The sequence below is a fragment of the Kitasatospora sp. NPDC101108 genome, from assembly GCF_055584725.1.
In genome coordinates, this window is sequence record NZ_JBVJLM010000033.1 from 41,558 (window position 1) to 61,104 (window position 19,547).

A 19,547-nucleotide genomic window follows, 5' to 3' on the forward strand; every position below is an offset into this window, starting at 1 on the left:
GAGGGGCGGTGCGCCGTCGCAGGGGGACGGCCGCCGGACTGTGCGGAGCGGCCCTGCTGGTCGCCGGAACGGCCCTGGGAGCGGGCGGGGCGTACGCGCAGCCGACCCCCGCTCCGAGCGGGAGCGGTTCACCGGCCGCGCCCCCGGCGCCCGCGACGGGCGCCGTGCTGGCCGCCGCCGGGAGCGGCCCGGAGGCCGCCGTGCCCACCACGCAGGGCCTCCAGCAGGCGCTCGGCCCGTACGTCTCCGACCGGAACCTGGGCACCGTCACCATCGCCGTCGCGGACGCCGCCGACGGCCGACTCCTGTACGGCTCGGGGGAGGACGTCCCGAGCACCCCCGCCTCCACCACCAAGCTGGCCACCGCGGTCGCGGCCCTGTCGCTGATACCCGGCGACACCCGGCTCGCCACCCGGGTGGTCCGCGGCGCGGACCCGGGCACCATCACCCTGGTCGGCGGCGGGGACCCGACGCTCACCGCGCTGCCCGCCGACCAGGTGCAGATCGGCGGCCGGCCCGCCGACGCCGACACCGCCCCTGCCTCGCTGGAGGCGCTCGCCCGGCAGACCGCGGCCGCGCTCAAGGCGGCCGGCACCACCACGGTCAAGCTGGACTACGACCTGTCGCTGTACACGGGCAGCCCGCAGCACCGGACGAACCCCGACAACCAGAACATCGCCCTGGTCGTCCCGCTGATGGCGGACGAGGCCAAGATCGACCCCAGGAGCCGCGAGGAGGCGCCGGAGCGGTTCGCCGACCCGGCCGACGCGGCCGCGGCGACCTTCGCCACGATGCTCGCGGCCCAGGGCGTCACCGTCGACGGCAAGGCCGGACCGGCCGCCGCCCCGGCCGCCGCCGACGCCCCCGTCCTCGGCAAGGTCGAGTCGCCGACGGTCGCCCGGCTGGTCGAGCGGCTGCTGACCACCTCCGACAACCAGCTCGCCGAGGCGATGGCCCGTCAGGTCGCCCTGGCCGCGCACCAGCCGGCCGGCTTCGAGGGCGCGGCGACCGCCGTCACCCAGGAGCTCACCGGGCTCGGCGTGCCGATGGCCGGGGTGGTCCTCAACGACGGCAGCGGCCTGCACAAGGGCAACCGGATCCCGCCTGCCACCCTGGTCCGGATCCTCGCCCTGGCCGCCTCCGACCAGCACCCCGCCCTGCGTCCGGTCCTCACCGGCCTCCCGGTCGCCGGCTTCACCGGCACCCTCGGCAAGCGCTACGGCTCCGGTTCCGGCGCCGCCGACGCGGCCGGGCTGGTCCGGGCCAAGACCGGCACCATCAGCGGCGTCAACACGCTCGCCGGCACCGTCGTCGACGCCGACGGCCGCCTCCTCACCTTCGCCGTCATGACCCGCACCCCCGACACCGTCCCCGCCGACACCGTCCGCGCCGCCATGGACCGCATCGCCGCCCACCTCGCCTCCTGCGGCTGCCGCTGACCGCCGCGCCGACGGCGACTGCCCCGCCCCGCGCACTCCCGCGCCGGCTTCGGTCCGGCGAAGGGGGTGGCCTGCTCGGGCAGGGCCCGATGGCCGTCCTCCTGCGTCGTGGCCCGCGCCGGTGGCACCCGGCACGCCCCGGACGGGGCGCCGCCGACGGCGGGTTCGAGGGGGGCCGGGGGCGGGCAGGGTGTTGGTGGCGGGTGGCTGCCGTTGGCGGTGGGGAGCACGTACGGTGAGGGCATGACGAGCGCGAGTGGCGGGGCTGACATGGTCGACTGGAATCTCGCGGTCGCAACCGCGACGAGGTTGGTGCGGCCGGGGCCGGAGGTGAGCCGGGCGGAGGCGGCGGCGGTGGTCGCCGAGCTGCGCCGGCACGCGCTGGAGGCCGAGGAGCACGTGCGGGCGTTCACCGGGATGCGGTCGAGCAGTCTGGCGGCCGCCGCCGCGACGCCGGTGCTGGTGGTGGACCGCCCGGGGTGGGTGCGGGCGAACGTGGCCGGCTTCCGTACGGTCGTCCAGCCGCTGGTGGAGAAGCTGCAGGCGCGACGGGCGAACAGTGCCACCGCCGGCGTGTTCGGTGCCGTGGGGGAGAAGGCGACCGGGATCGAGGTCGGGGCGCTGCTGGCGTTCCTGGCGACCAAGGTGCTGGGCCAGTACGAGACCTTCGCCCCGGCCGAGCCCTCGCTGGAGGCGCCGGACAGCCCGGCGGCGCTGTTCGACAAGCCGCGGCTGGGCCCGGAGGGGCCGGGGCCGGGTCGGCTGCTGCTGGTCGCGCCCAACATCGTGCACGTGGAGCGCGAGCTGGACGTGGACCCGTCGGACTTCCGGCTCTGGGTCTGCCTGCACGAGGAGACCCACCGGACGCAGTTCACCGCGGTGCCCTGGCTGCGCGACCACATCCAGTCCGAGGTGCAGTCCTTCCTGGCCGAGACGGAGGTCGACCCGGGCGCGCTGCTGGAGCGGCTGCGCGACGCGGCGGGTTCGCTGGGGGCCGGGCTGCCGGGGGCGGGCAACCGGGAGGGCCGGGAGAGCGCCCCGGCGGGGAGCCTGCTGGAGATCGTCCAGTCACCCGCGCAGCGCGAGATCCTCGGCCGGCTGACGGCGGTGATGTCGCTGCTGGAGGGCCACGCGGACGTGGTGATGGACGGCGTCGGCCCGGCCGTGGTGCCGACGGTCGCGGAGATCCGGGAGAAGTTCCAGCAGCGCCGCGACCGCGGGGCGAACCGGCTGGACCTGGTGCTGCGCCGGCTGCTGGGCATGGACGCCAAGCTGCGGCAGTACCAGGACGGCGCGGTGTTCGTGCGGGCCGTGGTGGAGCAGGTCGGCATGGAGGGGTTCAACCGGGTGTGGACGTCCCCGAACACCCTGCCGACCAAGGACGAGATCCACGATCCGGCCGCCTGGGTCGCCCGGGTCGGCCGCTGAGGGAGCCAGCCCCCGGGCCTGGGCCGACCCGGGCCGTTCCGGGCCGCCCAGGAGGGCCCCCGGGCGGGCGATCCCGCCGCGCGGCGGGGCCGTCGCCGGTCGGTGGCGGTCAAACCCGCTCGTACGAGTGGTCCAATCAGGCAGATGGTGGGTGAAGATACGTTTCTCCATTCACCCGAACGTGGGACGGTGGTCGTACCGGTGGCGCGGGTGGCGTAGCGGGTCGCCGCTTTCTGCCACCATCTGTGAGCGCCCGGTAACGCGGCGCTCATGCGGTAGCGCGGCCCCGGCCGCCCGCCGCAGTCCTGTCCCCTCCGTCGAGGAGTCGTCCGCCGTGGGCCCTCACCCCGCCGTCGCCGCGATACGCCTGGCCGTTCGCCGCACGCTCACCGACCTCGCCGCCGAGGCCGGCAACACCTTCACCGCGCCCGTGCGCGAGCCCCGCGAACGCCCGGCCGGGGCACCGCTGGTGGGTGCCGCCGTCGGCACCACCCTGATCGGCAACGCCGCCCGCCACCCTTCCGGGCTGCCCCGCACCCCCGCCGCCCCCGGCTCGCCGCTGGTCCTGGTCGCCGTCAGCGGCGGCGCGGACTCGATGGCGCTGGCCATCGCCGCCGCCTTCGAGGCCCCCAAGATCGGCCTGCGGGTCGGCGCCGTCACCGTCGACCACGGCCTGCAGCCCGGTTCCGCCGACCGCGCCGCCCAGGTGGCCGAGCGACTGCGCTCGCTGGGCCTGGACCCGGTCGAGGCCGTCCCGGTGCTGGTCGGCCGTACCGGCGGTCCGGAGGCCGCCGCCCGGGACGCCCGCTACGCCGCGCTGGACGAGGCCGCCGAGCGCCACGGCGCGATCGCGGTGCTGCTCGGGCACACCCGCGACGACCAGGCCGAGACCGTGCTGCTGGGCCTGGCCCGCGGCTCCGGCTCGCGCTCGCTGGCCGGGATGCCCGCGCAGAAGGGGCGCTACCGCCGCCCGCTGCTGGAGCTGGACCGGGCGGCCACCCGGCAGGCCTGCTCCGCCCAGGCGATCCCGGTCTGGGACGACCCCCACAACTGTGATCCCGCCTACACCCGCTCCCGGGTCCGCCACGAGGTGCTGCCGGTGCTGGAGAAGCACCTGGGCGGCGGCGTGGTGGAGGCGCTCGCCCGTACCGCCCGACTGTTCCGTGACGACGCCGACGCCCTGGACCAGTGGGCCTCCCTGGCGGAACGCGACCTCCGCACCGGCGAGGGCGCCCTGGACGCCGTGAAGCTGGCCGAACTGCCGCCCGCCGTGCGGCGCCGGGTCCTGCGCCGGGCCGCGTTGCGCGCGGGCTGTCCGGCCGGGGACCTGTTCGCCCGGCACCTGGAGACGATCGACCTGCTGGTCACCGGATGGCGCGGTCAGGGTCCGCTGCACCTACCCGGGGGCGTCGAGGCCACCCGTAGGTGTGGCACGCTGGTCTTTCGGCGGCAGGGCGACTGAGGGCGAGGCACGTCCCGGGGGAGCCGGCCGCCGGCCACACAGACCCCGAACGTTTGAGGACGTATCCCCGGTGGACCAGAACGACATGGGCGCTGACCTCGCGAAGGTGCTCATCAGCAAGGACGAGATCGACGCCAAGCTCCTGGAGCTGGCCGAGCGCATCGACCGGGACTACGCAGGCAAGGACCTGCTGATCGTCGGCGTCCTCAAGGGGGCCGTGATGGTCATGGCCGATCTCGCCCGGGCCCTGCACTCGCAGGTCACCATGGACTGGATGGCCGTCTCCTCGTACGGCATGGGCACCAAGTCCTCCGGTGTGGTGCGGATCCTGAAGGACCTGGACACCGACATCGCCGGCCGGGACGTCCTGATCGTCGAGGACATCATCGACTCGGGTCTGACGCTGTCGTGGCTGCTGGGCAACCTGGGCTCGCGCGGTCCGGCCTCGCTGGAGGTCTGCACCCTGCTCCGCAAGCCGGACGCGGCCAAGGTCGAGATCGACGTGAAGTACGTCGGCTTCGACATTCCGAACGAGTTCGTGGTGGGCTACGGCCTGGACTACGCGGAGAAGCTGCGTAACCTCCCCTTCATCGGCACCCTCGCCCCGCACGTCTACGGCGGCTGAGGGTCTCGTTCGGGCTACGGGCGGGAACAGTAGGTCGTTCCCGCCCGTTGGACCGGGGGACAAAGAACCACAGCCGTGTCGCCGCGCTCCCGCCATCGGTGGGTGCGACTGCGGTACGGTCCAATAAACCGCTCTTCACATGAGCACCGACCGGATGCGCCGCGGCCCACAGCCACACGGCGCCGTTGAGTGGCAGGAGGGACGGGGCGGCAACGCCGTCCCGCATGGATGGACGTCAAGCGATACTTCCGTGCGCCGATCATGTGGATCGTGCTGGCCGTCCTCGCCGTCATCGTACTGATGCAGGTCGTTTCGGACTCGAACGGCTACAAGACGGTGGACACCGGTCAGGTCGTCGCAGCGATCGACGCGCACAACGTCAAGTCGGCGCAGATCACCACTGGTGACTCGAACACGATCAAGATCCAGCTGAAGGACGGCGCCACGCTGTCCCCCGCCGGTACGGGCAAGGCCCCGTCCGGTACCAAGTTCCAGGCCTCGTACATCGGTGACCAGGGTGTCGCGATCGCCGACAAGCTGCAGTCGCAGATGAACGAGCGGAGCAGCTCCCTCACCGAGGGCTACACCGTCAGTCCCGAGAAGCAGAGCACCTTCGTCAGCCTGCTGCTGTCGATGCTGCCGATCGTCATCATCGTCCTGGTCTTCCTGTTCCTGATGAACCAGATGCAGGGCGGCGGCTCGCGGGTCATGCAGTTCGGCAAGTCCAAGGCCAAGCTGCTCACCAAGGACACCCCGAAGACCACCTTCGCCGACGTCGCCGGCGCGGACGAGGCGGTCGAGGAGCTCCACGAGATCAAGGAGTTCCTGCAGGAGCCGGCCAAGTTCCAGGCCGTCGGCGCCAAGATCCCCAAGGGCGTGCTGCTCTACGGCCCGCCCGGTACCGGCAAGACCCTGCTGGCGCGTGCCGTCGCGGGCGAGGCCGGGGTGCCGTTCTACTCGATCTCCGGTTCCGACTTCGTCGAGATGTTCGTCGGTGTCGGCGCCAGCCGTGTCCGCGACCTGTTCGAGCAGGCCAAGGCGAACGCCCCGGCGATCGTCTTCGTCGACGAGATCGACGCCGTCGGCCGGCACCGCGGTGCGGGCCTCGGCGGCGGCCACGACGAGCGCGAGCAGACCCTCAACCAGCTGCTGGTCGAGATGGACGGCTTCGACGTCAAGGGCGGCGTGATCCTGATCGCCGCGACCAACCGCCCCGACATCCTGGACCCGGCGCTGCTGCGCCCGGGCCGCTTCGACCGCCAGATCGCGGTGGAGCGCCCCGACCTCCAGGGCCGCCTGGACATCCTCAAGGTGCACCAGAAGGGCAAGCCGATCGCGCCCGACGTCGACATGTCGGCCGTCGCCAAGCGCACCCCCGGCTTCACCGGCGCCGACCTGTCGAACGTGCTCAACGAGGCCGCGCTGCTGACCGCACGCTCGGACAAGAAGCTGATCGACAACGGCATCCTGGACGAGGCGATCGACCGCGTCGTGGCCGGTCCGCAGAAGCGCACGCGGATCATGTCCGACAAGGAGAAGAAGATCACCGCGTACCACGAGGGCGGTCACGCCCTGGTCGCGGCGGCCTGCCAGTACAGCGACCCGGTGCACAAGATCACCATCCTGTCCCGCGGTCGGGCCCTCGGCTACACCATGGTGCTGCCGGACGAGGACAAGTACTCCACCACCCGCAACGAGATGCTCGACCAGCTGGCCTACATGCTGGGCGGGCGCGCGGCGGAGGAGCTGGTCTTCCACGACCCGACCACCGGCGCCTCGAACGACATCGAGAAGGCCACCGCCACGGCGCGGGCCATGGTCACCCAGTACGGCATGACCGAGCGCCTCGGTGCGATCAAGTTCGGCACCGACAACTCGGAGCCGTTCCTGGGCCGTGAGATGGGCCACCAGCGCGACTACTCGGAAGAGGTCGCCGGGCTGGTCGACGAAGAGGTCAAGAAGCTCATCGAGAGCGCGCACAACGAGGCCTGGGAGATCCTGGTCGAGAACCGCGACGTGCTCGACAACCTGGTCCTGGAGCTCCTGGAGAAGGAGACCCTGAACAAGGAGCAGATCGCCGAGATCTTCGCCCCGGTCGTCAAGCGCCCGGCCCGGCCGGCCTGGACGGGCTCCGCCCGCCGCACGCCGTCCACCCGGCCGCCGGTGCAGTCGCCGAAGGAGCTGGCGCTCACCAACGGCGCCGCCGCCTCCGACACCGCTCCGGTGGACATCGTGAAGCTGCCTCCGCTGCCGGCCGCCGAGCCGCCCACCGAGGGCTGATCAGGGCCTCCCGCAGGCAATTCCCGTAGGGAATGGATGCCGCGTCACCAGGGTTTGTACCCTGGAGGCGCGGCATCCGTGCTGTTCAGCCAGTCTTCCCACATCTAAGCGAGGCCCGCATGATCGACCCGGTGACGCTCGACGGTCCGCCCGCCGTCGGGATCTTCGACCAGAAGCGGGCCGAGAACGCGATCCGCGAGCTGCTGCTCGCCGTCGGGGAGGACCCCGACCGCGAGGGCCTGCTGGAGACACCGGCCCGGGTCGCGCGGGCGTACAAGGAGATATTCGCCGGCCTGTGGCAGGAGCCCGAGGACGTCCTGACCACCACCTTCGACCTCGGCCACGACGAGATGGTGCTGGTCAAGGACATCGAGCTGACCTCGGTCTGCGAGCACCACCTGGTGCCGTTCCGCGGTGTCGCGCACGTCGGGTACATCCCGTCCGCCAGCGGCAAGATCACCGGGCTGTCCAAGCTCGCCCGGCTGGTCGACGTCTACGCCCGCCGCCCGCAGGTGCAGGAGCGGCTGACCAGCCAGGTGGCCGACGCGCTGATGCGGATCCTGGAGCCGCGCGGGGCCATCGTCGTGGTCGAGTGCGAGCACATGTGCATGTCGATGCGCGGCATCCGCAAGCCCGGCGCCAAGACCATCACCTCCTGCGTGCGCGGCCAGCTGCGCGACCCGGCCACCCGGGCCGAGGCGATGAGCCTCATCATCGGCCGCTGAGGAGCGGGCCGGACGGCAGGGCTCAGGGCACCTCGTGCTCCGCGTGCGGCGGAGCCGGGGTGCCCAGTGCGTTGCGGCGCTCCGGCATCCGCAGCGTGACCATCCGGCGCCAGCCGAAGGCCCGGTCGTACAGGTAGAGGGCGTGCACCCCGAGGGCGACCAGGACCAGCTGCCGGCGCGACCAGCCCAGGAGCCGGGCCATCCGGGCGGCGACCGCGAGCCCGACGTCCCGGTGGGTGCGGATCTCGCCGCGGGCGCTGGTCTCCAGGGCGTGCCGGACGTACGGGCCGTGGCCCTCGGCGACCAGCCGCAGCAGCTCCTCGTGGCAGTACGCGAGGTGGTTGTCCTCGTCGGCGGAGATCATCCGCATCGCCCGGCCGAGCTCCGGGTCGTCCCCGTACACCCTGACCAGCTGGCGCATCTGCTCGGCCGCGCGCTGCTCGGTGACCCGGCTGTGCGCGAGGTAGGTGATGATCTCCCGGTCGCTCAGCGGGGCGTCGCTCCTCAGCCGCTCGTGGGAGAGGCCCACGCCCTGGCGCTCCAGGAGCATGCAGTAGTCGGCCTCGTCCGGGACGGGGACCTTGGGCAGGCCGCGCTTGTTCAGCAGCTGGGTGAAGATCCGGCCGTGCTTGCGCTCGTCCGCTCCGTGCCGGGCGATCTTCGGCGCGAGCACCGGGTCCCGGGTGAGGGCGGCGATCCGCTCGTTCTCCCAGCCGCCCTGGTCCTCGCCACCGGCCGCGATGCTGCAGAACAGCTGGTACGCCTGGTCGTTCCGGTGGATCTCGTTGAAGAGCGATCGGGTGCTCAGCACGGCGCCTCCTGCGCGGGTCCGGGGCGGCGCCCGCCGGGGCGGGCGGGCGGTCGGGATACGTCCCCCCGATCCGTCGGCCGGGCGGCGCCGACCGGCGGGTAGTCACTCGGACGCGCCGGCCACCTCGTCCGTCACCCCAGGTGGGAGCCCAGCCACTCCAGCGAGGCGGGCAGCTCCCTGGTCCAGCTGTCGAAGTTGTGCCCGCCGTCGTCCAGGTACAGCGACTCCACCTTGAACTGGGGGTTGGCCGACCCGACCTGGGTGGCCTGGTCGACGAACTGGACGGTCTGCGGGTAGTCCGACTCCTTTCGGGTGGAGACCACCAGCAGGTTGAGCGGCGGAGCCGGGAGGTTCTGCAGCCGCCAGCCGAGGTCGTGCTGCTGGGTGAGCGTCTTGTCGCCGTTGAAGAGGTCGCCGCCGGTGTACTGGTCCTGGCGCACCGTGAAGTCGCCGTGCAGCCCCGCGGCGTTCCCGTAGACGTTCGGGAAGCGCATCGACAGGCGCATCGCGCAGCTGCCGCCGGTGGAGTAGCCGAACAGGCCCCAGGAGCCGGCCGAGCGGCCCAGCCGGTACGCGCTGTGCAGCGCCTCGGGCACGTCCTTGGTGAACCAGGTCTCGGTGCGCGGCCCGCCGGGGACGTCCACGCACTCGGTGTCCCGGGCGGGCACCACCGCCGGACGGGCCAGCACCAGGACGGTCGGCGGCATCTTGCCGGAGTGCTGGAGCTCGACCGCGGTCTGCACCAGGGGCAGCTCCTTGAGCAGGTTCAGCGTGGTGCCCGGGAAGCCGGCCAGGGCCAGGACGACGGGGAAGCGGACCAGGGCGAACTTCGGGTCGAAGTACTCGGGCGGCAGGTAGACGAACATCTGGTCGGAGAAACCGGTCTCCTTGCCGTTGACCCGGACCGACTCGATCTTCCCGACCTCCTCCGGTGCGCCCTTGGGCAGGTTGGAGACGCTCTCCAGACCGCCCTCGTTGGTCGGCTGGACCAGCTGGTCGGAGACCGGTGTGCCGCCCTTGTGGTTCTCGTTGCTGGTCAGCGCCAGTTTCGCGCCACCGGGGTTGAGCAGGTCGTCCCACGAGGTGTAGAACCCGAAGGAGTTGTTCACCGACAGCGCCAGCACCGCGAGGATCGAGACTTGAACGACTGTCAGCAGGCCGATCCGGCCGAGCACCGGGAGCGGACGCTGTCTGGCCAGCCGCGGCCAGACCCACAGCGTGGTGAGCACGGCGACCACTCCCAGTGCGAGCAGCGAGTTCACCAGCGCTTCGCTGGTCAGTTCCATGCCGTCGGCCTTCCGGTGGGACGCTGTCGGTGCAGGCTTCATCGTCTGGCGGTCCGTCAGGTCGGGCCACCGCAGCTAGGCTGTCCGGGCGCCCGGTCCGGCGCGGGAGGGCGGGGGGAGACCAGGGGCAACCGGCGCCCTAGAATGCGGCGTCCACCGTACGTAACACGCACCGGAGGGTCCCGCCCCGCCACGCGGCGGCGGGCCCAGGCTCCCACCCCCGGCTCAACCCGCAGCGCGCCCACGGCCCCGGATTACCGTCCGTTTCCGGATCCTTGGTATGCGCATTGCCTGATGAAGGAATAGGCATGAAGGTCCATCACACGTGCTCCCCCGGAGTGAACGGACACCGCACCGCAGCCTCTACGCTGAGCTTCCATGAGCGTTCCCGTGTCCGTTGAGCCGAGCCCCGAGCAGCCGCCGCGCCGTCGGCGCGGCCTGCAGACGCTGCGCAACCAGGCGGCCGCCGTCCCGAGGGCCTGGCTCCCCGGCGCGGTCGGCTACGCCTGTCTGCTGATCGGACTGGTGGACATCGCCAGCGCGGTGTTCCCCAAGCTCCGGCACACCAAGATGCACACCTTCGCCGGACAGCTGCCGGGTGGCACCACCAGCCTGGCCGCGGTCGGCACGCTGATGGTCGGCATCCTGCTGGTGCCGCTGGCGCACGCGCTGCGCCGGCGCAAGCGGCGGGCCTGGCGGGCGGTCTGCGTGCTGCTGCCGGTCAGCGCCTCGCTGCACATCGTGCGCTGGCACCAGATCGGCCCGGCGGTCGTCTCGCTGCTGGTCCTCGCCGTGATGCTGGTGCACCAGCGCGAGTTCTACGCCAAGGCCGACCCGCGCACCCGCTGGGGCGCGGTGGTCAACCTGGTCGTGATGGGCGCCCTCAGCGTGCTGCTCGGCCTGCTGATCGTGAGCACCCGCACCAAGTACGAGGTCGGGCACCCGGCCCTGCTGGAGCGGCTGCAGCACGTCGGGTACGGGCTGTTCGGCTTCGAGGGACCGATCCGCTACAACAACGAGCGGATGTCCGACCTGGTCGCCTACCTGCTCGGCGGCCTCGGCCTGCTGACCGCCTTCACCACCGCCTACCTCGCGCTGCGCCCGGGCAAGCCCAAGCCGGAGCTCACCGCCGAGGACGAGGAGAAGGTCCGCGAGCTGCTCAAGCGGCACGGCGAGCGCGACTCGCTGGGCTACTTCGCGCTGCGCCGCGACAAGAGCGTGCTGTTCTCGCCCACCGGCAAGGCCGCGATCTCCTACCGGGTGGTCTCCGGCGTGATGCTCGCCTCCGGCGACCCGGTCGGCGACGTCGAGGCCTGGCCCGGCGCGATCAAGGTGTTCATGGCCGAGGCCCGCGAGCACGCCTGGGTGCCGGCCGTGATGGGCTGCAGCGAGGTCGGCGGCGAGGTCTGGACCCGTGAGGCGGGCCTGGACGCGCTGGAGCTGGGCGACGAGGCGATCGTCGACACCAGCACCTTCTCGCTCTCCGGCCGGGCCATGCGCAACGTCCGCCAGATGGTCAAGCGGATCGAGCGCAACGGCTACTCCTGCAAGGTGCGCCGGGTCTCCGAGCTCAGCGTCGAGGAGAAGTTCCGGATCGCCGACGCCGCCGCCCGCTGGCGCGGCACCGACACCGAGCGCGGCTTCTCGATGGCCCTGGGCCGCTTCGGTGACCCCCTGGACGACGACTGCGTGGTGGTCACCGCCCACAAGGCCCCGGAGGAGGGCGAGAGCGGCGACGACCTGAAGGCCGTGCTGCACTTCGTGCCCTGGGGGCCGGACGGCATCTCGCTGGAGCTGATGCGCCGCGACCGCGCCGCCGACCCGGGCCTGAACGAGCTGCTGATCGTCGCCGCCCTCCAGGAGGTCGGCGCCCTGGGCATCCGCCGGGTGTCGCTCAACTTCGCGATGTTCCGCTCGGCGCTGGCCCGCGGCGAGCGGATCGGCGCCGGCCCGGTGCTGCGCGCCTGGCGCGGACTGCTGGTGTTCCTGTCGCGGTGGTTCCAGATCGAGTCGCTGTACAAGTTCAACGCGAAGTTCCAGCCGGAGTGGGAGCCGCGCTTCCTGGTCTTCCCGAGCACCCGGGACCTGCCCCGGATCGGCTTCGCCGCGATGCAGGCGGAGGCCTTCATCACCCTCGGCATGCCGCGCTTCGGCCGCAAGCGCCAGCGCGAGGGCCTGATGCCCGTGCCGTCGACCCGTGAGGTCGGCGAGGCCGCCTGAGGCACCTCGAAGACGAACGGGGCCCCCGCCGAGAATCCTCGGCGGCGGCCCCGTTCGATAATGGTCACATGACCGATTCGCCGTCCTCCTCTCTTCCGGCCGGGCTGCCGCGGCTCGACCGCTGCGCCGTGATGGGCGTCGTCAACGTCACGCCCGACTCCTTCTCGGACGGCGGGATGTGGTTCGACCCCGCCAAGGCGATCGCGCACGGGCTGGCCCTGCGGGCCCGCGGTGCGGACCTGGTGGACGTCGGCGGCGAGTCCACCCGGCCCGGGACCCAGCGGGTGCCCGAGGACGAGGAACTGCGCCGGGTGCTGCCGGTGGTCCGAGAACTGGCCGCCGCCGGGGTGGTGGTGTCCGTCGACACCATGCGGGCCTCGGTCGCCGAGCGGGCCGTCGAGGCCGGCGCCGCGATCGTCAACGACGTCTCCGGCGGCCTCGCCGATCCGGCGATGGCCCGGGTGGTCGCCGAGACCGGCGCGCCCTTCGTGGTCATGCACTGGCGCGGGCAGTCCGCCGACATGGACCGGCTGGCCGTCTACCAGGACGTCGTACGGGACGTGGTCGCCGAGCTGACCGGGCGGATGGACGCGCTGCTGGCCGCCGGGGTCAAGGAGGACCAGCTGGTCCTCGACCCGGGGCTCGGCTTCGCCAAGACCGCCGAGCACAACTGGGCGCTGCTCGGCCGGCTGGACGCGCTCACCGCGCTCGGCCGCCCCGTCCTCGTCGCGGCTTCGCGCAAGCGGTTCCTGGGTACGCTGCTCGCCGACCCGGAAACCGGGGAACTGCGCCCGGCCCGTGAGCGGGACGACGCGACCGCCGCGGTCTCGGTGCTCTCGGCCCAGGCCGGGGCCTGGGCGGTACGGGTGCACGACGTGTCCGGTACGGCGGACGCCGTCCGCGTGGTCGCGGCCTGGCAGCGCGCGGCGCGGCTGGGGTGAGGGAGGGTCTGTGACAGGAGACGGCAGGTTGAGCGGCGGGACGGCCGGACGGGCCCGGGAGGTGGACCTGGAGGCGGTGCTCGCGTCGAACCGGGCGTTCTACGAAGCGCTGGAGCGGGGGGACGTCGAGGCCGTCGAGGAGGCCTGGCTGGGGCCCGAGCACGCCGACGACAAGGGCGGCGTGGTCTGCGTGCACCCCGGCTGGCCGGTGCTGCGCGGGCGGGCCCAGGTGACCCGCTCGTACATGCTGATCATGATGAACACGGAGTACATCCAGTTCTTCCTGACCGATGTCGAGGCCGAGGTCCACGGCGATGTGGCCCTTGTCACGTGCACCGAGAACATCCTCTCCGGCGGCGAGGCGGAGGAGGAGGGCGAACTCGGACCGCTGGTCGGCGGAAAGGTCGTGTCGAGCAATCTGTTCCGTCGTACCCAGGCCGGGTGGAAGCTCTGGTCGCACCACGGCTCACCCGTTCTGACCAGCGGCGACGAGGACGACGAGGACTGATTCCGGCGTCTGCGGAAAACCTCTGCCGGACGGTTGCCGGGGAATTCCCGAGTGGTCACCGAACGTTCACGTCAATCGCCATTCCGGTGCGCGTGGCGACGGTTCGTGCCGGGTAGGACGGTCAGGCGTTGTCCGCGCTCGCGGGTAGATTCGAAACGGAGTGGCGGGCGTGCTGCCCGCCTTCGCCCTGCCCGTCCACGCCTTTCTCCGGGTGGGGCCCGTCCGACTGGGAGCAGTGATTCGTTTGCTGGACCGCGTCACCCTGCGGGGGCTGCGAGCCCGGGGCCACCACGGCGTCTTCGAGCGCGAGCGTGTCGAGGGGCAGACCTTCGTGGTCGATCTCGTGCTGTACCTGGACACCCGCCCCGCCGCGTCCGGAGACGACCTCACCCGCACGGCGCACTACGGCATCGTGGCCGAGGAGGTCACCGCGATCATCGCCGGGGAACCGGTCGACCTGATCGAGACCCTGGCGCAGCAGATCGCCGACCAGTGCCTCAAGCACGACGCGGTCGAGGAGGTCGAGGTCACCGTCCACAAGCCGGACGCCCCGATCACCGTGCCGTTCGATGACGTGACCGTGACCATCCACCGGGGCCGCGCATGACCCCCACCGCGCGCCTGGTTTCCGATGCAGAGGGACTTCTTCGATGAACAGCAGTGACCCGATCGCCGAGCCGAACGCGTTCGACCTGGAGAGCCGGGTGGACTCCGCCGACACCACGCTGCACAGCCAGCGTTGTGCGGTGATCGCGCTCGGGAGCAACCTGGGCAACCGGCTGGACACCCTGCAGGGTGCCGTCGACGCGCTCGCCGACACCCCCGGGCTGAAGATCAAGGCCGTCTCGGCGGTCTACGAGACCGAGGCCGTCGGCGGCCCGGAGGAACAGCCCAACTACTACAACGCGGTCGTGGTGCTGCGCACCTCGCTGCCCCCGCGGGACCTGCTGGAGCGCGGCAACGCGATCGAGGACGCCTTCGGGCGGGTCCGGGAGGTCCGCTGGGGCGCGCGCACCCTGGACGTCGACATCCTGAGCTACGAGGGTGTGCTCAGCGAGGACCCGCAGCTGCTGCTGCCGCACCCGCGGTCGCACGAGCGGGCCTTCGTGCTGGCCCCGTGGCTGGACGCCCAGCCGGAGGCCGAGGTGCCCGGGCACGGGCAGGTCGCCGCGCTGCTGGCGGCGCTCGGCGGCCCGGACGCGCAGGGCGTGAAGCGGCGCGACGACATCCGGCTGACGCTGCCGGAGTAGGGCCGGGAGCGGCGCCGGGACGGACGGCGCGGCCGGGCCGGCCGGTCGGGTCGGGGAACTCGGCCGGGGGCCCCGGCCGTACGAGTAGATGTCCGCCCGTCCGGTCCCGGTACGGTGGCCTGACGCCGCCGTTCCGGGCCACCGGGCGGGCGGTCGGCTCTGGACCCCGGGAAGGACCTCCTCCGCGTGAAGCTGCTTCGCCTCCGCCTGCTGATCGGCATCACCGCCGCGACGACGGCGCTGTCCTGGGCCGGCTCCAAGCTCTGGGCCTCCCTGGACACGCTGCCGGCCGTGCCCGCCGCGGCGCCGGTGGTGCTGGCGGCGGTGGCGGTGATCCTGCTGGCGACCGCGATCTCGCTGCGGTCCCGGCTGAAGGCGGTGCGCGAGCGGCAGCCCGGTGCGAAGGGGGTCGACCCGTTGCTGGCGGCCCGGGCGGTGGTGCTCGGACAGGCCAGCGCGCTGGTCTCCGCGGTGGTCACCGGCATCTACGCGGGCGCCGGGATCTACCTGCTCGGCGAGCTGGACGTGCCGGCCCGCAAGGACCAGGCGGTCACCGCCGGGCTCGCGGTGCTGGCGGGGGCGGCGGTGATCGCGGCGGCGCTGTGGGTGCAGCACGTGTGCAAGCTGCCGGAGAACCACGACGACCCGAGCGGTCCGGCGGCCTCGCACCACTGACGGGCCCCGGTCGACCCGAGGTCGACCCCGATCGCCCTCCGCTCGCCCTCCGATCGCCCTCCGATCGTGTCGGCTCGTGCGGCACACCGCTGAGCAGGGCTTTTATCGTGATCTTGAGTGAAAAGCCGGGCACATGCGGTAAAAACTGCGCACTGTCAAGGGCGGAAGGGCACCCTGGGCTGACACGCCCCCAATTCGCACGCTAGTTTCTTGGCATGTCTCGCGGACGCCACCGTCATTCCTCCGTCCTCGGCCGGGTCTTTCCCCCCACCGCCGCCGGCGTACTGCTGGTCGCCGCACTGGCCGCTCTGCTTTTCAGTCAGGACACCATCCTGGTGCGCTCGGTGGGCATCGCCGCCCTGATCGCCACCCTCGGCTTCGCCGTGCTGCTGCGGCAGCGCGACAAGGCGGCCCGGGCGGCCGCCGAGATGTCCGCCGCGCAGCGGATGCGGGCCGAGGAGCGGTTCGAGGAGCAGCTCGCCGAGGCCGAGTACGCGGCCGAGGTCGCCGAGGAGCGGGCCACCCGCTTCGGGCGGCGGCTGACGGCGGAGAAGTCGCGGCTGGCCAAGGCCGAGACCGAGATCGCCCGGCTGCTGCGGGAGCGGGCCGTCGCCGTGGCCGAGCAGGCGCTCAAGGAGGCCGAGGCGGCCCAGCGGGCGCTCGCCGCGAGCCGACCCAAGTACCCGGCCACCCCGGCCGCGTTCGTCCGTGCCGCGTCCGTGCTGCGGCTGCTGGAGCGGCGGGCCGCCGAGCAGGAGGCGCTGCGGGAGCGTCAGGCGGGTGCGGAGGTCGCGCTGCGGGCGCGCACCGCTCCGGCCGCCCTGGCCGCGCCTGCTGCTCCGGCCGCGCCTGCCGTGACCGCGACGCCCGTGCCGTCGGTGGCGCCGGCGCCCGAGCCGGTCGCCGTGCCGGCTCCGGTGGCGCCCTCGGTGCCCACGCCGGCGCAGGCCCCGTCGGCCGGGGGCTCCCCGGCCGAGGCCAGGACCGAGGCCCCGGCCGGCCGGACGCCGGTGCAGCCGACGCCGCTGCGCCCGGCGCTGACCGCGACGGTGGGTCAGCTCGGCGGGGCGCCGGTCGCTCCGGCCGCCGGACCGGCGCCGGTGGAGCGGCAGCGGCCGCGTCCGGCGCAGTCCGGGCAGACCCGTGGGCCGGGCTTCAGTTTCTTCGGCCGCGGTACGGGCGCGGCGGTTCGGGCGGCCGCTCCGGCGCCGGCGGTGGGCAGCATCGCCGAGCTGGGGGAGCGCGCGGACCTGGCGGACGTGGTGGGCGACGAGGCGGTCGCCGCCAAGGCGAAGGCCGAGGCCCAGCAGGCCCGGGAAGCGCAGCAGGCCCGGGAGGTCCTGGAGGGCGCCCCGGCGGCCCGGCCCGGGCGTTCCGAGCAGCCGGCCGGTTCCGGGGACGCGGAGCAGGACGGGCCGACCGTGGTGGACCTGACGCCCGAGGACGAGACCGAGCTGATCGAGCTGCCGGAGCTGCGCGCCTCGCGCTGAGCACCGCGAACGGAAACGCCGCGGCGCGGGAAGTCGATCCGTCCCGACTTCCCGCGCCGCGGCGTTTCCGGGCCCTGCTGCGTCAGATCTGGACGCCGAAGTCCTGGGCGATGCCGGCCAGGCCGGAGGCGTAGCCCTGGCCGACGGCGCGGAACTTCCACTCGCCGTTGTTGCGGTAGAGCTCGCCGAAGATCATCGCGGTCTCGGTGGCGGCGTCCTCGGAGAGGTCGTAGCGGGCGATCTCGGCGCCGCCGGCCGCGTTCACCACGCGGATGTAGGCGTTGCGGACCTGGCCGAAGTTCTGGCCGCGGGCGACGCCGTCGTAGATGGTGACCGGGAAGGTGATCTTGGCGGCCTCGGCGGGCAGGCCGGCCAGGTTGACGTTGATCGACTCGTCGTCGCCGACGCCCTCGCCGGTCCGGTTGTCACCGGTGTGCACGACGGTGTTGTCCGGGGTGCTGGTGTTGTTGAAGAACACGAAGTGCGCGTTGGACAGCACCTTGCCGTCCGCGTTCAGGACGATCGCGCTGGCGTCGAGGTCGAACTCGGCGCCGGTGGTGGTGCGGACGTCCCAGCCCAGACCGACGCTGACCGCGGACAGGCCGGGGGCCTCCTTGGTCAGCGAGACGTTGCCACCCTTGGAGAGGCTCACTGGCATGGCGATTGCAGTCCCTTCGTTCGCTTTTCCCGGGACAACGCAATACTCCGTCGGCTTGGTTCCGTGGATCCCGTGAATTCTTCGTGAGGCGTCAAACCCGGGCAAAGGACTGGCAAAGTGGGGGTCGGGGTGCTCGGTTCCGGGCGTCAGACCCGGGGGAAACGGCCCTGCAGCGTCCAGATGTTCGGGTTGTCGGCCAGGTCGGGGTGCATGTCGAACAGGTCGGCGAGGGTGTCCTGGAGGAAGTCCCGGGCCTCGCGCCGCAGCTCGCTGTGCCGGACCACGGCGGGCGGCTCGTCCCGCAGCCAGGTCGCGGTGATCTCGACCCAGTTGAAGCGGCGGGCGAAGCGCAGCAGCTCGGTGTTCTGGGTGAAGTCGAGGTCGGCGGTCTGCACCCGGGCGGCCCGGGAGCCGTCCGGGTCGCGGTCGAGCTGCTCGACGATGTCGCACAGCGCCCAGGCGAAGTCCAGCACGGGCACCCAGCCCCAGCGGGTGGACAGCTCGGCGCCGTCGGCGTCCAGGTAGACGTCGCCGCAGAACAGGTCGTACCGCAGCGCGCGCACGGGGGCGGTGCGGTAGTCGGTCTGCGGGGGGTCGGGGAAGCGGTTGGAGAGGGAGTAGCCGAGCTCGATCACGTAGGCCATTGTCGGGGCTCGGGGCGAACCACGGATAACCGGGTGACCGGACGGGGGGTGCGCGGGATGATGGGCCCATGTCCGAGCCCATCCGCGTACGGGGGTCGGTGGTCGTCCCCGACGCCGAGCTCGTCTGGCGCTTCTCGCGTTCCTCCGGCCCCGGCGGCCAGCACGTCAACACCTCCGACTCCAAGGTCGAGCTGCGCTACGACGTGGCCGCCTCGCAGGCGCTGCCCGAGGTGTGGCGCACCCGCGCCCTGGAGCGGCTGGCGCACCGGCTGGTGGACGGCCGGGTGCTGGTGGTCCAGGCCTCGGAGTTCCGCTCGCAGTGGCGCAACCGGGAGGCGGCCGCGGCCCGGCTGGCGGCGGTGCTGAGCGAGGCGTGCGCGCCGCCGCCCAAGGCCCGCCGGGCGACCCGGCCGAGCCGGGGGATGGTCGAGCGGCGGCTGAGCAACAAGCGGCACCGCTCCGAGCTGAAGCAGGGGCGCCGGTCGCCGCGCGGCGAGTAGCCCGGCCCGTGGACCGGGCCCGGCCTCAGCCCAGGGTGCGGTAGCCGCCGCGGAAGTAGAGCAGCGGCCGGCCGCCGGGGGCAGGGACGGCGGCCTCCAGAACGCGGCCGACCAGCAGGATGTGGTCGCCCGCGGGTATCCGCTGTTCGGTGCGGCACTCGACGGTGGCCAGCGCGCCGTCGACCAGCGGGGCGCCGGTGTGCGCGCCGCGGCGGTGCGGGGTCTCCGCGAACAGCAGCCGGTCGCTGAGCCGGCCCTTCATGGCGAAGCGCGAGCCGAGCGTCTTCTGCCCCTCGGCGAGCACCGAGACCGCCCAGGTGTCGTTCCGGGAGAGCACCTCGTCCATCCGGGAGTCCTCGCGGACCGAGATCAGCACCAGGGGCGGGTCCAGGGACACCGAGAGGAACGAGGTGGCCGTCATGCCGACGTCCTCGCCGTCCTCCTCGTCGTGGACGGTCACCAGGCTCACACCGGCGGCGAGCTGGGAGAGTGCTGCCCGGAACTCGTCGGGCGTGGCGTGGGGGGCAGCTTCGGGCTGCGGCGACGGGTACACGTACCGCACGGTAGTCGTCGCTCGCGGGAAACGGCATCGGGCCGTGGTCGTA

19 protein-coding genes are annotated in these 19,547 nt (G+C 72.8%); 14 read left to right on the plus strand and 5 right to left on the minus strand.

Annotated elements, in window-relative coordinates; all coding sequences use genetic code 11:
- Nucleotides 1–8: 8 nt before the first annotated feature.
- From dacB to folE, 6 genes are all read left to right on the plus strand, one after another.
- A complete protein-coding gene (gene dacB, locus ACZ6Z8_RS36685; RefSeq protein ID WP_465614336.1) occupies nucleotides 9–1,439 on the plus strand; it encodes a D-alanyl-D-alanine carboxypeptidase/D-alanyl-D-alanine endopeptidase in 1,431 nt (476 codons plus the stop codon).
- Nucleotides 1,440–1,682: 243 nt separating this feature from the next.
- On the plus strand, nucleotides 1,683–2,867 hold the full coding sequence (locus ACZ6Z8_RS36690) for a zinc-dependent metalloprotease (RefSeq protein WP_465614337.1): 1,185 nt from the start codon (nucleotides 1,683–1,685) through the stop codon (nucleotides 2,865–2,867).
- A 334-nt stretch (nucleotides 2,868–3,201) separates the two neighbouring features.
- Entirely contained in the window at nucleotides 3,202–4,329 is a 1,128-nt protein-coding gene (gene tilS / locus ACZ6Z8_RS36695) for a tRNA lysidine(34) synthetase TilS (RefSeq protein WP_465614338.1), read from the plus strand.
- Between the two features lie 70 nt (nucleotides 4,330–4,399).
- The gene (gene hpt / locus ACZ6Z8_RS36700; protein WP_030059589.1) at nucleotides 4,400–4,954 is read left to right on the plus strand and encodes a hypoxanthine phosphoribosyltransferase; all 555 of its coding nucleotides are present in this window, start codon (nucleotides 4,400–4,402) and stop codon (nucleotides 4,952–4,954) included.
- A gap of 228 nt (nucleotides 4,955–5,182) precedes the next feature.
- The gene (ftsH, locus tag ACZ6Z8_RS36705) at nucleotides 5,183–7,234 is read left to right on the plus strand and encodes an ATP-dependent zinc metalloprotease FtsH (protein WP_465614339.1); all 2,052 of its coding nucleotides are present in this window, start codon (nucleotides 5,183–5,185) and stop codon (nucleotides 7,232–7,234) included.
- A gap of 119 nt (nucleotides 7,235–7,353) precedes the next feature.
- Nucleotides 7,354–7,959, plus strand: a complete 606-nt coding sequence (folE, locus tag ACZ6Z8_RS36710) for a GTP cyclohydrolase I FolE (RefSeq protein ID WP_465614340.1) — start codon at nucleotides 7,354–7,356, stop codon at nucleotides 7,957–7,959.
- A 22-nt stretch (nucleotides 7,960–7,981) separates the two neighbouring features.
- On the opposite strand, the gene ACZ6Z8_RS36715 is transcribed toward folE, so the two are convergent.
- Nucleotides 7,982–8,770 (minus strand): ferritin-like domain-containing protein, encoded by a 789-nt coding sequence (locus ACZ6Z8_RS36715; RefSeq protein ID WP_465614341.1) that lies wholly within the window; start codon nucleotides 8,768–8,770, stop codon nucleotides 7,982–7,984.
- 131 nt (nucleotides 8,771–8,901) lie between these two features.
- The gene (locus ACZ6Z8_RS36720; protein ID WP_465614342.1) at nucleotides 8,902–10,056 is read right to left on the minus strand and encodes an alpha/beta hydrolase; all 1,155 of its coding nucleotides are present in this window, start codon (nucleotides 10,054–10,056) and stop codon (nucleotides 8,902–8,904) included.
- A gap of 378 nt (nucleotides 10,057–10,434) precedes the next feature.
- Between ACZ6Z8_RS36720 and ACZ6Z8_RS36725 the strand changes: the two genes are divergently transcribed.
- The 7 genes from ACZ6Z8_RS36725 (at nucleotide 10,435) to ACZ6Z8_RS36755 (ending at nucleotide 17,140) form a co-directional block, all read left to right on the plus strand.
- Entirely contained in the window at nucleotides 10,435–12,276 is a 1,842-nt protein-coding gene (locus tag ACZ6Z8_RS36725; RefSeq protein ID WP_465614343.1) for a phosphatidylglycerol lysyltransferase domain-containing protein, read from the plus strand.
- A 68-nt stretch (nucleotides 12,277–12,344) separates the two neighbouring features.
- Nucleotides 12,345–13,217 (plus strand): dihydropteroate synthase, encoded by an 873-nt coding sequence (folP, locus tag ACZ6Z8_RS36730; RefSeq protein ID WP_465614344.1) that lies wholly within the window; start codon nucleotides 12,345–12,347, stop codon nucleotides 13,215–13,217.
- A gap of 28 nt (nucleotides 13,218–13,245) precedes the next feature.
- A complete protein-coding gene (locus ACZ6Z8_RS36735; RefSeq protein WP_465614345.1) occupies nucleotides 13,246–13,725 on the plus strand; it encodes a nuclear transport factor 2 family protein in 480 nt (159 codons plus the stop codon).
- Nucleotides 13,726–13,972: 247 nt separating this feature from the next.
- Nucleotides 13,973–14,332: a dihydroneopterin aldolase gene (folB, locus tag ACZ6Z8_RS36740; RefSeq protein ID WP_465614361.1), complete on the plus strand. Its 360-nt coding sequence runs from the start codon at nucleotides 13,973–13,975 to the stop codon at nucleotides 14,330–14,332.
- Nucleotides 14,333–14,375: 43 nt separating this feature from the next.
- Nucleotides 14,376–14,975: a 2-amino-4-hydroxy-6-hydroxymethyldihydropteridine diphosphokinase gene (gene folK / locus ACZ6Z8_RS36745; protein ID WP_465614346.1), complete on the plus strand. Its 600-nt coding sequence runs from the start codon at nucleotides 14,376–14,378 to the stop codon at nucleotides 14,973–14,975.
- A 186-nt stretch (nucleotides 14,976–15,161) separates the two neighbouring features.
- A complete protein-coding gene (locus ACZ6Z8_RS36750; RefSeq protein WP_465614347.1) occupies nucleotides 15,162–15,650 on the plus strand; it encodes a DUF3180 domain-containing protein in 489 nt (162 codons plus the stop codon).
- 215 nt (nucleotides 15,651–15,865) lie between these two features.
- The gene (locus ACZ6Z8_RS36755; RefSeq protein WP_465614348.1) at nucleotides 15,866–17,140 is read left to right on the plus strand and encodes a hypothetical protein; all 1,275 of its coding nucleotides are present in this window, start codon (nucleotides 15,866–15,868) and stop codon (nucleotides 17,138–17,140) included.
- An 82-nt stretch (nucleotides 17,141–17,222) separates the two neighbouring features.
- Here ACZ6Z8_RS36755 and ACZ6Z8_RS36760 read toward each other — a convergent pair whose 3' ends face one another.
- Both ACZ6Z8_RS36760 and ACZ6Z8_RS36765 read right to left on the minus strand, forming a co-directional pair.
- Nucleotides 17,223–17,798, minus strand: coding sequence for a TerD family protein (locus tag ACZ6Z8_RS36760; protein ID WP_196948068.1), 576 nt, complete (start codon nucleotides 17,796–17,798; stop codon nucleotides 17,223–17,225).
- A 146-nt stretch (nucleotides 17,799–17,944) separates the two neighbouring features.
- Entirely contained in the window at nucleotides 17,945–18,442 is a 498-nt protein-coding gene (locus ACZ6Z8_RS36765; RefSeq protein ID WP_465614349.1) for a hypothetical protein, read from the minus strand.
- A 68-nt stretch (nucleotides 18,443–18,510) separates the two neighbouring features.
- On the opposite strand from ACZ6Z8_RS36765, the gene arfB reads away from it, so the two are divergent.
- Nucleotides 18,511–18,942 carry an alternative ribosome rescue aminoacyl-tRNA hydrolase ArfB gene (arfB, locus tag ACZ6Z8_RS36770; RefSeq protein WP_465614350.1) on the plus strand — a complete coding sequence of 144 codons (432 nt, stop codon included), beginning with the start codon at nucleotides 18,511–18,513 and terminating at the stop codon, nucleotides 18,940–18,942.
- A gap of 25 nt (nucleotides 18,943–18,967) precedes the next feature.
- Here arfB and ACZ6Z8_RS36775 read toward each other — a convergent pair whose 3' ends face one another.
- On the minus strand, nucleotides 18,968–19,495 hold the full coding sequence (locus ACZ6Z8_RS36775) for a flavin reductase family protein (RefSeq protein ID WP_465614351.1): 528 nt from the start codon (nucleotides 19,493–19,495) through the stop codon (nucleotides 18,968–18,970).
- Nucleotides 19,496–19,547: the final 52 nt, after the last annotated feature.

Coding starts and splice junctions, on each gene's coding strand:
- ACZ6Z8_RS36755 (WP_465614348.1), top strand. CDS start 15,866: ATGTCTCGCGGACGCCACCGTCATTCCTCCGTCCTCGGCCGGGTCTTT.
- ACZ6Z8_RS36690 (WP_465614337.1), top strand. CDS start 1,683: ATGACGAGCGCGAGTGGCGGGGCTGACATGGTCGACTGGAATCTCGCG.
- folK (WP_465614346.1), top strand. CDS start 14,376: ATGAACAGCAGTGACCCGATCGCCGAGCCGAACGCGTTCGACCTGGAG.
- ACZ6Z8_RS36765 (WP_465614349.1), bottom strand. CDS start 18,442: ATGGCCTACGTGATCGAGCTCGGCTACTCCCTCTCCAACCGCTTCCCC.
- folE (WP_465614340.1), top strand. CDS start 7,354: ATGATCGACCCGGTGACGCTCGACGGTCCGCCCGCCGTCGGGATCTTC.
- ftsH (WP_465614339.1), top strand. CDS start 5,183: ATGGACGTCAAGCGATACTTCCGTGCGCCGATCATGTGGATCGTGCTG.
- folP (WP_465614344.1), top strand. CDS start 12,345: ATGACCGATTCGCCGTCCTCCTCTCTTCCGGCCGGGCTGCCGCGGCTC.
- ACZ6Z8_RS36760 (WP_196948068.1), bottom strand. CDS start 17,798: ATGCCAGTGAGCCTCTCCAAGGGTGGCAACGTCTCGCTGACCAAGGAG.
- ACZ6Z8_RS36720 (WP_465614342.1), bottom strand. CDS start 10,056: ATGGAACTGACCAGCGAAGCGCTGGTGAACTCGCTGCTCGCACTGGGA.
- ACZ6Z8_RS36725 (WP_465614343.1), top strand. CDS start 10,435: ATGAGCGTTCCCGTGTCCGTTGAGCCGAGCCCCGAGCAGCCGCCGCGC.
- arfB (WP_465614350.1), top strand. CDS start 18,511: ATGTCCGAGCCCATCCGCGTACGGGGGTCGGTGGTCGTCCCCGACGCC.